The 15,210-nt window shown below is 73.1% G+C and carries 14 protein-coding genes; 13 read left to right on the top strand and 1 reads right to left on the bottom strand.

What is annotated here, in order from left to right; all coding sequences use genetic code 11:
- Window positions 1-7 precede the first annotated feature (7 nt).
- Genes ACH4LD_RS05125 through ACH4LD_RS05065 form a run of 13 tightly spaced genes read left to right on the top strand, consistent with a single transcriptional unit; the run spans window position 8 to window position 14,389 of the window.
- Window positions 8-1,543 (top strand): right-handed parallel beta-helix repeat-containing protein, encoded by a 1,536-nt coding sequence (locus tag ACH4LD_RS05125; RefSeq protein ID WP_398054473.1) that lies wholly within the window; start codon window positions 8-10, stop codon window positions 1,541-1,543.
- 1 nt (window position 1,544) lies between these two features.
- Window positions 1,545-2,783, top strand: coding sequence for an O-antigen ligase domain-containing protein (locus ACH4LD_RS05120; protein WP_398054474.1), 1,239 nt, complete (start codon window positions 1,545-1,547; stop codon window positions 2,781-2,783).
- A 2-nt stretch (window positions 2,784-2,785) separates the two neighbouring features.
- Entirely contained in the window at window positions 2,786-4,009 is a 1,224-nt protein-coding gene (locus ACH4LD_RS05115; protein WP_398054475.1) for a glycosyltransferase, read from the top strand.
- Window positions 4,010-5,269 carry a class I SAM-dependent methyltransferase gene (locus ACH4LD_RS05110; protein ID WP_132783285.1) on the top strand — a complete coding sequence of 420 codons (1,260 nt, stop codon included), beginning with the start codon at window positions 4,010-4,012 and terminating at the stop codon, window positions 5,267-5,269. It begins immediately after the preceding gene.
- The gene (locus tag ACH4LD_RS05105; protein ID WP_398054476.1) at window positions 5,266-6,060 is read left to right on the top strand and encodes a glucose-1-phosphate cytidylyltransferase; all 795 of its coding nucleotides are present in this window, start codon (window positions 5,266-5,268) and stop codon (window positions 6,058-6,060) included. The genes ACH4LD_RS05110 and ACH4LD_RS05105 overlap by 4 nt, the downstream gene beginning before the upstream one ends.
- Window positions 6,057-6,704 carry a PIG-L deacetylase family protein gene (locus tag ACH4LD_RS05100; RefSeq protein ID WP_103814492.1) on the top strand — a complete coding sequence of 216 codons (648 nt, stop codon included), beginning with the start codon at window positions 6,057-6,059 and terminating at the stop codon, window positions 6,702-6,704. The genes ACH4LD_RS05105 and ACH4LD_RS05100 overlap by 4 nt, the downstream gene beginning before the upstream one ends.
- 3 nt (window positions 6,705-6,707) lie before the next feature.
- Complete coding sequence (locus ACH4LD_RS05095) at window positions 6,708-7,742, top strand: NAD-dependent epimerase/dehydratase family protein (protein WP_398054477.1); 1,035 nt, start codon at window positions 6,708-6,710, stop codon at window positions 7,740-7,742.
- 23 nt (window positions 7,743-7,765) lie between these two features.
- Window positions 7,766-9,019, top strand: coding sequence for a DUF4910 domain-containing protein (locus tag ACH4LD_RS05090; protein WP_398054570.1), 1,254 nt, complete (start codon window positions 7,766-7,768; stop codon window positions 9,017-9,019).
- Window positions 9,016-10,344, top strand: coding sequence for a hypothetical protein (locus ACH4LD_RS05085; RefSeq protein WP_398054478.1), 1,329 nt, complete (start codon window positions 9,016-9,018; stop codon window positions 10,342-10,344). The genes ACH4LD_RS05090 and ACH4LD_RS05085 overlap by 4 nt, the downstream gene beginning before the upstream one ends.
- Window positions 10,341-11,288 carry a glycosyltransferase family 2 protein gene (locus tag ACH4LD_RS05080; protein ID WP_132783289.1) on the top strand — a complete coding sequence of 316 codons (948 nt, stop codon included), beginning with the start codon at window positions 10,341-10,343 and terminating at the stop codon, window positions 11,286-11,288. Before ACH4LD_RS05085 ends, ACH4LD_RS05080 begins: the two co-directional genes overlap by 4 nt.
- On the top strand, window positions 11,285-12,508 hold the full coding sequence (locus ACH4LD_RS05075) for a polysaccharide pyruvyl transferase family protein (RefSeq protein ID WP_398054479.1): 1,224 nt from the start codon (window positions 11,285-11,287) through the stop codon (window positions 12,506-12,508). The genes ACH4LD_RS05080 and ACH4LD_RS05075 overlap by 4 nt, the downstream gene beginning before the upstream one ends.
- A complete protein-coding gene (locus tag ACH4LD_RS05070; RefSeq protein ID WP_398054480.1) occupies window positions 12,505-13,056 on the top strand; it encodes a dTDP-4-dehydrorhamnose 3,5-epimerase family protein in 552 nt (183 codons plus the stop codon). Before ACH4LD_RS05075 ends, ACH4LD_RS05070 begins: the two co-directional genes overlap by 4 nt.
- 7 nt (window positions 13,057-13,063) lie before the next feature.
- On the top strand, window positions 13,064-14,389 hold the full coding sequence (locus ACH4LD_RS05065) for a glutamate-1-semialdehyde 2,1-aminomutase (protein ID WP_398054481.1): 1,326 nt from the start codon (window positions 13,064-13,066) through the stop codon (window positions 14,387-14,389).
- Window positions 14,390-14,396: 7 nt separating this feature from the next.
- On the opposite strand, the gene ACH4LD_RS05060 is transcribed toward ACH4LD_RS05065, so the two are convergent.
- Window positions 14,397-15,080, bottom strand: coding sequence for a phosphatase PAP2 family protein (locus tag ACH4LD_RS05060; protein ID WP_398054571.1), 684 nt, complete (start codon window positions 15,078-15,080; stop codon window positions 14,397-14,399).
- Between the last annotated feature and the right edge of the window lie 130 nt (window positions 15,081-15,210).

The following is a 15,210-nucleotide window of genomic DNA, read 5'->3' as shown; positions in this document are numbered from 1 at the left end:
GGGACCCGTGGGGATCACGTGCCGGCGTTGGGCGTTGCCGGCGGCACCGCTGGCGCTGACCCTGCTGGCGGTGACCGGCTGTACGAGCTCACCGGACACACCGGCGAAGCCGGCCGCCGCGCCCTCCGGGCCGGGGGCCGCGTCAGCCGTGGCCCGGGTGTGCGCCGAGCCCGGGGCCGGGCCCGCGAAGGCGCCGGCGGGCGCGGTGACGGTCGACCCCGGCGTGGTCGGTGATCTGGCCGAGAAGACGAGGAGCAGTCCCCCGGGCACCACGTTCTGGCTGCGACCGGGCACGCATCGGCTGGAGCCGGAGCGCTACGCCCAGGTCATGCCCAAGAAGGGGGACCGCTACCTCGGCGCTCCGGGCGCGGTTCTCGACGGCGGGAGGAAGAACGCGTACGCGTTCAGCGGCACCGCCCCCGATGTCACCATCCGCTACCTGACCGTGCAGCGCTTCGTCGCACCGACCGACGAGGGCGTGGTCAACCACGACATGGCCGACGGGTGGGTGATCGAGCACACCACGATCCAGGACAACGACGGCGCCGGGCTGATGGCCGGTGCCCGCCAGCAGGTCCGCGCCAACTGCCTGCGGGACAACGGCCAGTACGGAATGAACGCGTACAAGACCGGCAACACCATCCGCGGCCTGGTGGTCGAGGGCAACGAGATCGTCGGCAACAACACCGGTGACTGGGAGCGGCGCAGGCCCGGCTGCGGCTGCACCGGAGGCATCAAGTTCTGGGCCGTCGACGGCGCCGAGGTACGCGGCAACTGGGTGCACGACAACCGCGGGGCCGGGTTGTGGGCGGACACCAACAACAACGACTTCCGCATCGAGGACAACCTGATCGAGAAGAACGACGGCGCCGCGCTGATCTACGAGATCAGCTACAACGCGGTCATCCGGAACAACACGATCCGGCGGAACAACTGGGTCGAGGGCCGCAAGGCCGCCGAGCGCGGCGACGACTTCCCGTTCGCGACCGTCTACCTGTCGGAGGCCGGCGGCGAACCACGGGTCGAGGCCCGCACGGACAAGATCGACATCTACCGGAACGTGCTGGAGGACAACTGGAACGGCATCACCCTGTGGGAGAACGCCGACCGGTTCTGCAACAGTCCGGCCAACACCTCGTCCGGTGACTGCACGCTGCTGGTGAAGGACAAGCACCGCTGCGCGAAACCGGCGATCGCCGCGGCACCGCTGTACGCCGACTGCCGCTGGAAGACGCAGCGGGTGGACATCCACGACAACCGCTTCGTCCTGGACAGGTCCGTCGTCAGGTGCACGGAGAAGTGCGACCGCATGGCGGTCCTCGCCAACTACGGCACCTATCCCAACTGGTCGCCGTACAAGGGCAAGCGGGTGGCCGAGGCGATCACCCTCAGGCAGCACAACCGCTGGCACGACAACACCTACCGCGGAGCGTGGCAGTTCGTCGTCCAGGACCCGGGCAAGGTGCTCGACGCATGGCAGTGGCAGGGCCCGCCGTACCGGCAGGACGCGGGCAGCACCTTCCCGGAACAGGCAGGTGGTTGAGATGGACCGTGCCCCCGCCACCCCACCGAAGGCCGTCGGGATCGTCTGGCTGCTGCTGGGCCTCAACACGCTCGGCTCCGCCGGGGCGAAGACCATCGTCCCGCTGCCCCGCTCCCTCATCCAGCTGGTCACCATGGGCTCGCTGGTCGTCGCGTTCGCGCTGGCACTCGCGCTCAATGCGCGGCTGCGCGTCAGACCCAGCGCCTTCGTGTTCCTGCTCACCCTGCTGCTGGTGCCGAGCGTGATCTCCAGCGTCCACCTGGAGTCCGGGTTCGGCGCGCTGTTCCGCTGCACCCGGCTGGCCCTCTTCGTCGGCACCCTGTGGCTGGTGAGCCGCTGGTGGGACGGCAGCGTGACGTTCGTCCGCTACCACATCCGGATGTACTTCGCGGTGCTCGTGTCGGTGGCCGCGGGCCTGGCCGTCTCACCGGGCGCGGCCATGCCCGACCTGTACGGCGGACGCCTGGTCGGCGCGCTGTGGCCGCTCACCCCGCCGCAGATCGGGCAGTACACGGCGGTCATCACCGGGCTGACCGTGCTGCTGCTCCTGGGCCGCCAGGTCGACCGGGCCGGCGCGGCGATGGTCATCGTCCCGTCCCTCGTCCTCCTCGCGCTCACCCACACCCGGACGGCCACCGTCGGCCTGCTCGCCGGGCTGGCGTTGGCGATCGGCTCGCTCCTGCTGACCAGCGCCGCGGCCCGCCGGTTCTTCACCTGGGCGGTGCTGGTCGCCGCGGTGGCCGCGGTCGGGTTCGCCTCCGCGCTCCAGGCGTGGTTCCTGCGCGGACAGAGCAAGGAGAACTTCTCCAGCCTCACCGGCCGGGCCAAGGTCTGGGACGCCCTGCTGGCAGCGCCCCGGACGACCGGGGAGCGGTTCTTCGGCGTGGGCCTGGGCGACAAGTCGTTCGGCGGGCTGCCGATCGACAACAGCTGGCTGGCCGTCTACAACGAGCAGGGCCTGATCGGTGTCGCCCTCGTGGCGGCCGTCATCCTCGTGCTCGGCGGCGTCGCGCTGCTGCGCCCGCCGTCACTGCCGAGGGCCTGCGCGATCTTCCTGATCAGCTACGTCGCGATCTCGTCGTACACCGAGGCCGGCCTCGGCGACGCCTCGCCGTATCTGCTGCACCTGGCCCTGGCCGCCTCGCTGCTCGCGGCCCCCGCCACGGCCGCACCGCTGCCGGCGCCCCCACTCCCACGACCAGGTGTCCCGCGCCGGGCCCGGGACCGGGAGGTGAGCTGACCATGCGCGTCCTCGTGGTGCACAACCGCTACTCCTCGGCGCAGCCGAGCGGCGAGAACCGGGTCGTCGACGAGGAGGTGGAGCTGCTGCGCGCGGCCGGCCACCGGGTCGAGGTGTTCGAGCGGCGCAGCGACGACATCGCCGGCCGGTCCCTGCTCGGCAAGGTCGCGGTGCCGCTGCTCGTGCCGTGGAACCCGGCGGTCCGCCGGGAGCTCACCGCCCGGCTGCGCGCCGAGCGGCCGGACGTGGTGCACGTCCACAACGTCTTCCCGCTCCTGTCGCCCGCGGTCCTCGCCGCCTGTGCCGACGCCGGCGTGCCCGTCGTCGCCACGCTGCACAACTACACCCAGGTCTGCCCGCCCGGCACGCTGCAACGGGACGGCCGGCTGTGCACCGAGTGCGTCGGCTCGGCGGCGCCGCTGCCCGCCGTCCGGCACGGCTGCTACCGGGACTCCCGTCTCGCGACGGTGCCGCTCGCGGTGAGCCTGTCGGTCAACCGGCGGCGGTGGTGGTCCGGTGTGGAGCGGTTCTTCTGCATCTCCGAGGCGCAGCGCGACGTCCTGGTGCGGTCGGGCATGCCGGCCGAGCTGCTGACGGTGAAGCACAACTTCGTCCCCGACCCCGGCGTCTGCCGGGTGGGCGACGGAGAGCAGTTGCTCTTCCTCGGCCGGCTCGCGGAGGCCAAGGGGGTGCGGCTGCTCATGGCCGCGTGGGACGAGATCGCGGCGGCCGGCGGTGTGGGCGTGCCGCTCGTGCTCGCCGGCGCGGGGCCGCTGGAGCGGGAGGTGACCGCGTGGGCGGCGGGCCGGGACGACGTGCGCCACGCCGGTCTGCTCGACCCGGCCCAGGTCCGGCAGGCCGTCGCACGGTCGGTCGCCGTGGTGGCCCCGTCGATGGCCATGGAGACGTTCGGCCTGGTGGTCGCGGAGGCCATGGCGGCGGGGGTGCCGGCCGTCGCCGCCGGTCACGGCGCCTTCGTCGAACTGGTCGAGGACGGGGTGACCGGGCTGCTGCACCGGCCGGGCGATCCCGCCTCGCTCGCGTCCCGCATACGCCGGATCGCGACCGGACCGGACGGCAACCGGGCGATGGGCGAGGCGGCCCGGCGCCGTTACGAGAAGGGCTTCAGCCCGGCCGTCGGGCTGGAGCGCCTGGAGGAGGAGTACCGCGCCGCGATCGCGGGGCGGGCGCATTCGAGGGGGGACGGAATCAATGGGGGGCACTAGATGACACGATGCCGACTCTGCGGCTCGGCGGCGCTGGCGAGCGTCGTCGACCTGGGGGCGACGCCGCCGTGCGAGAGCTTTCTCGCCGCGGACCAACTGGACCGGCCGGAGCCCGCGTACCCGCTGCACCTGCGGGTCTGCACCGACTGCTGGCTGGCGCAGATCCCGCCGCTGATCACGCCGGAGGAGACGTTCCAGGAGTACGCGTACTTCTCCTCGTACTCGACGTCCTGGGTGGAGCACGCGCGCACGTTCGTCGCCGATGCCGTGCGGCGGGTGGGGCTCGGCACCGAAGGCTCCGACGCCTTCGTGGTCGAGGTCGCGAGCAACGACGGATACCTGCTGAAGCACGTCGTGGACCGGGGCATCCGCTGCCTGGGCATCGAGCCGTCGGTGAACGTCGGCGCCGCGGCGCGCGAGGCGGGTGTGCCGACGCTCACGGAGTTCCTGAGCCCGGACACCGGCGCGGCGGTCCGCGCGAAGCACGGCCCGGCGAACCTGGTCGTGGCCAACAACGTGTACGCGCACATCCCCGATGTCGTCGGGTTCACCCGGGGGCTGCGCGCCCTGGTCGCCGACGACGGCTGGGTCTCCATCGAGGTGCAGCACCTGCTCACCCTGATCGAGGAGAACCAGTACGACACGATCTACCACGAGCACTTCCAGTACTACACGGTCGCCTCCGCGATCCGGGCACTGGCGAGCGGCGGACTCGCGCTCGTGGACGTCGAACTGCTGCCCACGCACGGCGGTTCCATCCGGCTGTGGGCCCGGCCCGCCGAGGTGGCCGGCGAGCCGACGCGGCGGGTGGCCGACGTACTGGACCGGGAGAAGGCCGCCGGGCTCCAGGAGCTGGCCGGGTACACCGAGTTCTCCGCGCGGGTGTCCAAGGTGCGCCGGGACCTCCTCAGGTTCCTCATCGAGGCGGCCGAGCGCGGCGAGACGGTCGTCGGCTACGGCGCCCCGGGCAAGGGCAACACCCTGCTCAACCACTGCGGCATCCGGCCCGACCTGCTCGCGTACACCGTCGACCGCAACCCCTACAAGCACGGCAGGTTCACCCCGGGCACCCGCATCCCGATCCTGCCGCCCGAGCGGATCGCCGCCGACAAGCCGGACTACGTGCTCGTCCTCCCGTGGAACCTGCGGGCCGAGCTCGTCGAGCAGCTGTCCTACGTGCACGACTGGGGCGGCCGGCTGGTCTTTCCCATCCCGGAACTGAGCATTGTCGACGTCGCGTCCCGAAAGGTCACAGCATGAAGGTCGTCCTGTTCTGCGGCGGTTACGGGATGCGGATGCGCAGCGGCGCCGCGGACGACGTGCCCAAGCCGATGGCGATGGTCGGCCCCCGGCCGCTGATCTGGCACGTCATGCGCTACTACGCGCACTTCGGCCACACGGAGTTCATCCTGTGCCTCGGCTACGGGGCCCACCACATCAAGGACTTCTTCCTCACCTACGAGGAGACGACGTCCAACGACTTCGTGCTGCGGGGCGGGCGGACCGAGCTGCTGTCCACCGACATCTCGGACTGGACGATCACGTTCGCGCAGACCGGCATCGAGTCGCCGATCGGGGAGCGGCTGCGCCGGGTGCGGCACCACCTGGACGGGGACGAGATGTTCCTCGCCAACTACGCCGACGTGCTCACCGACGCGCCGCTGCCGGAGATGATCGAGAACTTCGCCCGGCGCGACGCCGGTGCCTCGATGATGGTGGTGCCGCCGCAGTCGTCGTTCCACTGCGTGGAGCTGGGCGAGGACGGCCTGGTGGGGGGCATCACCGCGGTGAGCGAACTGCCGCTGTGGGAGAACGGCGGCTACTTCGTGCTCCGCCAGGAGGTCTTCGACCACATCCCCGAGGACGGGGACCTGGTCGCCGACGGATGCGCCCAACTGGCCAAGCGCGGCCGGCTGGTGGCGCACCGGCACCGCGGCTTCTGGAAGCCGACCGACACCGTGAAGGAGCGGGCCGCGCTCGACGCCGCCTACGCCCGGGGCGACCGTCCGTGGGCCGTGTGGGAGCGGGACGGCGCGGGGGTGAACGCGTGATCCGGCTCGGGGCGGGGCGCCTGGAGGGGATCGTCGCGGTGGGCGCGCACTGCGACGACATCGCCATCGGCGCCGGCGGCACCCTGCTGACGCTGTGCCTCGCGCGGCCGGGCATCCGGGTCGACGCGCTGGTGCTCTCCGGTGGTGGCAGTGAGCGGGAGCAGGAGGAGCAGGCCGCGCTCGCCGCCTTCTGCCCGGGCGCCGACCTGCGGCTGACCGTGCACAAGCTGCCGGACGGCCGGCTTCCCGCGCACTGGGAGGAGGCCAAGTCCGCCGTCGAGGAGCTGCGCGAGCGGACCGACCCGGATCTGGTCCTCGCCCCGCGCACCGAGGACGCGCACCAGGACCACCGCGGCCTGGCGCGGCTGGTGCCGACCGCGTTCCGCGACCACCTGGTCCTCGGCTACGAGATCGTCAAGTGGGACGGCGATCTCGGCCGGCCGGCCGCCTACCAGCCGCTGTCGCCGGAGATCGCCGAACGCAAGGTACGGCTGCTGCAGGAGCACTACCCGTCGCAGCGGCACCGGCCCTGGTACGACCGGGAAGCCTTCCTGGGCCTCGCCCGGATCCGCGGCATCGAATGCCACGAGCGCTACGCCGAGGCGTTCGCCGTCACCAAACTCACGCTCGACCTGGGGGAATGAACCTTGCGCGTACTGCTCACCGGGCACCAGGGCTACCTGGGCACCGTCATGGCCCCGGTCCTCACGGCCGCCGGACACGAGGTCGTCGGCCTCGACGCCGGCCTGTTCGCCGACTGCGTCCTCGGCCCGGCGCCCGCCGACCCGCCCGGGCACCGGGTGGACCTGCGCGACGTCACGGCCGACCACCTGGCCGGGGTGGACGCCGTGATCCACCTGGCCGCGCTCTCCAACGACCCGCTGGGCTCCCTGGCGCCGGAACTCACCTACGACATCAACCACCACGCGTCCGTACGGCTGGCCCGGCTGGCCCGCGACGCCGGGGTGCGGCGCTTCCTGTACGCGTCGACCTGCTCCGTCTACGGCGCCGCCGGCGACCCCGACTTGTCGAACTTGGTGACCGAGGACGCCCCGCTGCGCCCGGTGACGCCGTACGCGGAGTCCAAGGTGCGCGTGGAGGACGACCTGCACGCCCTGGCCGACGGCGACTTCACCCCGGTGTACATGCGCAACGCCACGGCCTTCGGCTACTCGCCCCGGCTGCGCGCCGACATCGTGCTCAACAACCTGGTGGGCCACGCGCTGCTGTCCGGTGAGGTCCTCGTGCTCTCCGACGGCACGCCCTGGCGCCCGCTGGTGCACGCCGCCGACATCGCACGGGCCTTCACGGCCGCGCTGGGCGCGCCGCGGGAAGCGGTGCACGACCGGGCGTTCAACATCGGCAGCGAGACCAACAACGTCACCGTCGCCGAGATCGCCGGGCAGGTCGCCGAGGCGGTGTCCGGGGCGAAGGTGGTGATCACCGGGGAGACCGGTGCCGACCCGCGGTCGTACCGGGTGGACTTCTCCCGCTTCCGCGCCGCGGTGCCCGGCTTCGACTGCGAGTGGACGGTGAAGCGGGGGGCGCTCGAACTCGCCGACGCCTACCGGAAGTTCGGCCTGACCCGGGAGGACTTCGAGCAACGCTTCACCCGCCTCGCCGTGCTGCGCTCGGCGTCCGAAGCCGGCGCCGTCGACGACACCCTGCGGTGGCGCCCGTGACCGGGACCGGGACCGGCGAGGAGATGTACGCGCTGGTGGAGCGGATGTACCCGCTGTGCCGGAGCATCACCGGCGACGGTGTGCGCGCCACCTTGGACATCGTCGGGGAGTACATCCCGCTGCGGAGGCACGAGGTGCCGACGGGCACGCAGGTGCTCGACTGGACCGTGCCGCAGGAGTGGAACATCCGCGACGCGTACATCGCCGACGCCGACGGGAAGAGGGTCGTCGACTTCGCCGCCTCCAGCCTGCACGTGCTCGGCTACAGCGTGCCGGTGTCGGCGACCATGCCGCTGGCCGAGCTGCGCGGACATCTGCACACCCTGCCGGAGCACCCGACCTGGGTGCCGTACCGCACCAGTTACTACGAGGCGGAGTGGGGGTTCTGCCTGGCCCAGGAGACCCTGGACGCGATGCCGGAGGGCGACTACGAGGTCCGCATCGACTCCACCCTCGCGGACGGCCACCTCACCTACGCCGAGCACGTGGTCCCCGGGCAGGTCCCCGACGAGGTGATCGTCTCCTGCCACGTCTGCCACCCGTCGCTGGCCAACGACAACCTCGCAGGCATAGCGGTGGCGACGTTCCTGGCCCGGGAGCTGGCCCGGCGGACGCCCTACTACACCTACCGGTTCGTCTTCGCGCCCGGCACCATCGGGGCGATCACCTGGCTGGCCCGCAACGCGGAGCGGGTGGACCGGGTCAAGCACGGCCTGGTGCTCGCGTGCGCCGGCGACCCGGGCCGGCTGACGTACAAGCAGAGCCGGCGCGGCGACGCGGAGATCGACCGGGTGATGCGGCACGTACTGACCGCCTCCGAACGCCCGCACGACGTCAACGAGTTCACTCCGTACGGCTACGACGAGCGGCAGTACTGCTCCCCCGGGTTCAACCTCGGCGTGGGCTCGCTGACCCGGACCCCGTACGCGGGCTACCCCGAGTACCACACCTCGGCGGACGACCTGGACTTCGTCTCCCCGGAGGCGATGGCCGACACGCTCGCCGTCTGCCGCGAGGCGTTCGCCGTCCTCGACCGCAACCGGCGGTACGTCAACCTCAGCCCGTACGGCGAACCGCAGCTGGGCCGGCGGGGGCTGTACGACGCGCTCGGCGGCCGCAGCGACACCAAGCAGGCCCAGATGGCCATGCTCTGGGTGCTCAACCTCTCCGACGGCGAGCACAGTCTGCTGGACATCGCCGAGCGGTCCGGGCTGCCGTTCGACACCGTCGCCGCCGCGGGCGACGCCCTGCACGGCGCCGGGCTGATCAAGGCATGACGCCGATGACCACCGAGGGGGAGAATCCACGGGCGACGGCGCCACCGGCGGCCCGGCCCGGACACGCCCGGCGGTCCGCCAGGCGGGCCGTCGCCGGCCGGCTGTCCTGGGGGCTCGCCGACCAGGCGGCCTCCAGCATCAGCAACTTCGCGGTGGGCATCTACGTGGCCCGCTCGCTGGGGGTGACCGCGTTCGGCGTGTTCAGCCTCGCCTGGGTGACCTACGGCGTGGTGCTCAACGTCTCCCGCGGCCTTGCCACCGACCCTCTCGTGGTGCGCTTCAGCGGCGTGGCGGAGGAGTCCTGGCGCGGGGCGGTGGCCCGGTCTTCGGGTACCGCGCTCGGGGTGGGGGCCGCCATCGGCGCGGCGTGTCTGGTGGCCGGGCTCGGTCTCGGCGGCCGGGTGGGGCCCGCGTTCGCCTGCCTCGGCGTCCTGCTGCCGGGGCTGCTGCTCCAGGACGCCTGGCGGTTCTCGTTCTTCGCCGCCGGTACCGGGCGGAAGGCCTTCGTCAACGACCTCGTGTGGTGCGTGGCGCTCGTCCCGGCCATGGTCGTGGCGGCCCACGTGGGCAGCGTGGCCGCGTTCGTGCTCGCCTGGGGCGCGTCCGCCGCGGTGGCCGCCGTGTACGGCTGCTTCCAGTCCGGGATCCGGCCCGAGCTGGGCGGAGCACGCGAGTGGCTTCGCGAGCACCGCGACCTCGGCTACCGGTACCTGGTCGAGAACGTCAGTCTCAGCGGCGCCAGCCAGCTCCGGGCGTACGGGCTCGGCGCGATCGTCGGGGTCGGCGCGGTGGGCGCGGTGCGCGGCGCCGAGCTCCTGATGGGTCCCTTCCTCGCCGTACTGATGGGACTGTCGCTGGTGACCGTCCCGGAGGCGGCGCGGGTGCTGCGGCAGGCCCCGCACCGCCTCGGCACGTTCTGCCTCCTGCTGGGCGGCGGACAGGCCGCCGCCGCGCTGCTCTGGGGCGGGTCGCTGCTGCTGCTGCCGCAGCGGCTCGGCGACCTCGTGCTGGGCAGCGTCTGGCACTCCGCCTCGCAGCTCATCGCGCCGATCACCCTCAGCGTCGCGGGGGCGGGCCTCGGCACCGGCGCCGCGGCCGGGCTGCGCGCGCTCGGCGCGGCCCGGCGCAGCCTGCGCTCCCAGCTGTTCGCCTCCGCCTGCTATGTCGGCGGCGGGCTCGGCGGGGCGGCCGTCGCGGGCACGGTCGGCTCGGCCTGGGGCGTCGCCGCCGCCACCGTCAGCGGCTCGGCCGTGTGGTGGCTGCAGCTGCGGTCCGCCCTGCGCGAGCGCCGCCACGACTCCGTTCCCGAAGTGAGGACCTCATGACCGACCGCCCCAGGCTGAGCATCGGCCTGCCCGTGTACAACGGCGAGGAGTACCTGGCCGAGTCGCTCGACGCGCTGCTCGGCCAGACCTACGAGGACTTCGAGCTGGTCATCTCCGACAACGCCTCGACCGACGGGACCGAGGACATCTGCCGCCGGTACGCCGCGAAGGACTCGCGCATCCGGTACCTCCGGCTGCCCCGGAACGTCGGCGCCACCCCGAACCACAACTACGTCTTCACCCAGTGCCGCGGCGAGCTGTTCAAGTGGGCCTCGCACGACGACCTGTACGCCCGGGACCTGCTGCGGCGCTGCGTCGAGGCGCTGGACGAGCGGCCGCACGTGATCCTCGCGCACGCCGACCAGGCGGTCATCGACGGCGACGGCCAGGTGAAGGTCCCGTACGAGTACACGCTCGCCACCGCCTCGCCGCACGCGCCGGAGCGCTTCCGCAGCATGCTGTTCGAGCCCGGCGGCGACGACTTCTACGGGGTGATCCGGGCCGACGTGCTGCGCCGGGTGAGACCGATGGACAGCTACCACCACGCGGACCGCACGTTCGTCGCCGAGATCGGCCTGCACGGGCCCTTCCACCAGGTGCCGGAGCTGCTGTACTTCCGCCGCGACCACCCCACCCGCGCCGAACGGGCCAACCCGTCCAAGCGCGCCCGGTGCGTCAACCTGGACCCGCGCCGGGCCGGCCCGCTGCACCCGACGCCCCGGCTGCTCGCCGAGTACGTGTGGGGCTTCGTCTCGGCGATCCGGCGGGCGCCGCTCTCCCCTGCCGACCGGCGCGCGTGCTACCGCCACCTGGCCGCGTGGATGGCCAGCCGGGCCCGGCCGGGCGCCGGCGAGCGGGTCGAGGACCGCGCCCCCGTCGACCCGGCCAGGCTCACCGTCTCCGTAGACGCCCTGGTCGCCGGCCGTGAGGGAAGGGCGGCATGAAGACCGTGACACGCGTGGGGCTGTTCGGCCTGCTCGGCTCCGGCAACCTCGGCAACGACGGGTCGCTGGAGGCCGTGCTCGGGTACCTCCGCGCCGAGCACCCGGAGGCGGTCGTGGACGCGCTGTGCGGCGGACCCGAGGCCGTCACGGCCCGGTTCGGCATCCCCGCGACGCGGCTGCACTGGTACCGCGGCGAGTACCGGACCGCGTCCCGTGCGGGCGCGGTCGCGTCGAAGGGCCTGGGCAAACTCGTCGACGTCTTCCGCACCGCCGCCTGGGTGCGCCGGCACGACGTGGTGATCGTGCCGGGCATGGGTGTCCTGGAGGCCACGCTGCCGCTGCGGCCGTGGGGCTTCCCGTACGCGCTGTTCCTGCTCTGCGCGAGCGGCCGGCTGCTGGGCACCCGGGTCGCGCTGGTCAGCGTCGGCGCCGCCGAGATCGGCAGCCGGCCGACCCGGGCCCTGGTGCGCTGGTCGGCACGGCTGGCCGCGTACCGGTCGTACCGGGACGACCGGTCCCGCGACGCGATGCGGGCGATGGGCGTGGACACCGCGCGCGACGAGGTCTACCCGGACCTCGCGTTCGCCCTGCCGACGCCGGGGACGAACGCGCCCTCGGATCCGCCGGGCCCGGTCTGCGTCGGGGTCATGGACTTCCACGGCGGCAACGACGACCGCGCCCGGGCCGAGGAGATCCACCGGCGCTACCTGGACGGGACGATCCGGTTCGTCCGCGCGCTGGTCGAGGAGGGCCGGGCGGTCCGGCTGCTCACCGGGGACGACTGCGACGCTCCGGTGGTCGCCGCGATCCTCGACGCGGTGGACTCGCCGCTGGTCACCGCCGCCGAGACGGCCTCCCTGGCCGACCTGATGAAGGAGACGGCGGCTGCCGACACCGTCGTGGCGATCCGGTACCACAACCTGATCTGCGCGCTGAGGACCGGGACGCCGACGCTCGCCGTCACCTACGCGGCCAAGAGCGCCGCGCTCATGGAACGGATGGGCCTCGGCGCGTACCACCACCCGGCGCGCGAGCTCGACCCCGACCGGCTGCTCGCGCAGTTCCGGGAGCTTCAGGAGCGATCGGCCGAGCTGCGGCGGACCCTCGCCGAGCGGAACCTGGCCGCCGTCCGGCAACTCGACCAGCAGTTCACCGCGTTGACCACGGCCCTGTTCCCCGCGGCCGGCCACGCCCGTACCCCCGCCCGGGAGGCTCCATGAAGGCGACCGAAGTCCCGCAGATCGCCGGCGCTTACCTGTTCGAGCCGACGCCGTACGCCGACGAGCGCGGCTTCTTCTGCCGCACCTTCGACGCCGACGTGGTCCGCTCGGTGGGCCTCGACCCGGGCGCCTTCGTCCAGGACAGCGTGTCCCGCTCGGTCCGGGGTGTGCTGCGCGGCCTGCACCTGCGCTCCGGCGCCGGCGAGGCCAAGCTGGTGCGGTGCTCGTACGGGAGGATCTTCGACGTCGTCGTGGACCTGCGGCCGGACTCGCCGACGTACCTCGGCCGGGCCTTCTTCGAGCTGTCCGGCGACACGCAGGCGACCCTGTACGTCCCGGCGGGGTGCGCGCACGGCTTCCAGGCGCTCACCGAGACCGCCGACACCTCGTACCGGATCGACCGCCCGCACGATCCGGCCGAGGACGTGACGATCGCCTTCGACGATCCGGAGCTCGCCATTCCGTGGCCGCTGCCGGTCACATCGATGTCCCAGCGGGACCGGGAGGCGCCGAGCCTCGCCGAGGTCCTGAAGCACAGAGAAGGGTGAAGCCGGCTTGGACACCGAAGAGTTCCACCTGCCCCGGTCGCGGGCCATGAACGAGCGGCTGCACGCCCTGGTTCCCGGGGGCGCGCACACCTACGCCAAGGGCGACGACCAGTACCCCGAGGACCTGGCCCCGGTCATCAGCCACGGACGCGGCGCCCATGTGTGGGACGTCGACGGCAACCGCTACGTCGAGTACGGCTCCGGCCTGCGGTCGGTCAGCCTCGGCCACGCCCACCCCCGCGTGACCGAGGCGGTGCGGCGGGAGATCGACCGCGGCGGCAACTTCGTCCGGCCGTCCGTGGTGGAGGTGGAGGCAGCGGAACGCTTCCTGGCGACGGTGCCGACCGCCGAGATGGTGAAGTTCGCGAAGAACGGCTCCGACGTCACCACCGCCGCGGTGCGCCTCGCCCGCGCCGTCACCGGGCGCCCGCGGGTGGCCCTCTGCGCCGACCATCCGTTCTTCTCCGTCGACGACTGGTTCATCGGCACCACACCGATGTCCGCGGGCATCCCGGAGTCGACCAGTGAGCTCACCGTGACGTTCCCCTACGGCGACCTGGCCGCCACGGAGGAACTGCTCACCCGGTACCGGGACGAGGTCGCCTGCCTGATCCTGGAACCCGCCACCCACACCGAGCCGCCGCCCGGATACCTCGCCGGCCTGCGCGAACTGGCCGACCGGCACGGCTGCGTCCTGGTCTTCGACGAGATGATCACCGGCCTGCGCTGGTCCGAGGCGGGCGCCCAGGGCCTGTACGGAGTCGTCCCCGACCTCTCCACGTTCGGCAAGGCCCTGGGCAACGGATGCGCCGTCTCCGCGCTGGCCGGGCGCCGGGAGCTGATGGAGCGGGGCGGCCTGCGCCACTCCGGCGACCGGGTGTTCCTGCTGTCCACCACGCACGGCGCGGAAACCCACTCCCTGGCGGCCGCGATGGCCGTGCTCACCACCTACGTCGAAGAGGGCGTCACCGCGCGCCTGCACGCCCTCGGCGAGCGGCTGGCCGCCGGAGTCCGCGAGGCCGCGGCCGCCATGGGGGTCGGCGACCACGTCGTCGTCCGGGGCCGGGCCAGCAACCTGGTCTTCGCCACCCTCGACGGCAGCGGGCAGCCGTCGCAGGAGTTCCGCACCCTGTTCCTGCGCCGGCTCCTCATGGGCGGGGTGCTGGCCCCGTCGTTCGTGGTGAGCAGCGCGCTCAGCGACGCGGACATCGACCACACCGTCGACGTGGTGGCCCAGGCGTGCGCGGTGTACCGGAAGGCACTGGACGCCGGTGATCCCACGCCCTGGCTGGGCGGACGCCCGGTGAAGCCCGTCTTCCGCCGACTGGCCTGACCCAGGGTCAGTCGCCCTCTCGCCGGCCGGCGCCGGCCGTCCGCCGGGCCGGGCGGTCGGCCGTGCGGTCGACCAGCCACGCGGTCACCGGTGTCACCGCCAGCGCGGTGCACCAGCCGCCGAGGGCGTCGGTCGGGTAGTGCGCGCTCAGGGCGACCTCCGCCCAGCCCATGGCGGCGCCCGCCACCAGCGTCGCGGCGAGCACGAGTGACGCGCCGGCCGCCCTGCCGGGGCCGGGCCGGCCGGCCACGAGCAGCGCCACCGCGTAGGCGAGCGCGGTGGCGAAGGCGGTGTGCCCGCTCGGGTACGACAGGTTGTCGGCGCCGTGGATGGTGCGTCCCACCACGTGCTTGAGCAGCGTCGCCGTCCCTACGGCCACACCGACGCCGGCGACGACGAGCACCGCCCCCCGAGGACGCCGGAGCAGCAGGCAGCCGGTCACGGTGGCCACGACCAGCATCACCGCTCCCGCGGGCTCCCCCAGGAAGTCCATGGTCAGGGCGACGTACCGCCACGGCGGCCGCACACTGTCCGCCGTCGGCCGGACGACCCACCTGTCCACCGCGCCGGGCTCGCCGTGGCCGGCGTACAGGATCCCGAGCACGACGACCACCAGCGCGGCGAGGGCCGCGACCGGCCCGAGCGACACGCGCAGCGATGCAGGCAGCACGGGCGCCGACCGGCCGGCCAGACGCCCGGGCTCCTGCCGGCGCCAACCCCCCACCAACGACCCCCCGTCGTGTCCGACCCGGCCCGCGCGGGAGCCACCGGCCACACTACCGCGCGGGCCCCGGGAGCGATGGCTCCCCGGGACTCAGCGG

This window comes from Streptomyces sp. NPDC017676, assembly GCF_044329325.1.
Taxonomy (GTDB): domain Bacteria; phylum Actinomycetota; class Actinomycetes; order Streptomycetales; family Streptomycetaceae; genus Streptomyces.
This window is presented reverse-complemented; position numbering and strand designations above follow the sequence as displayed.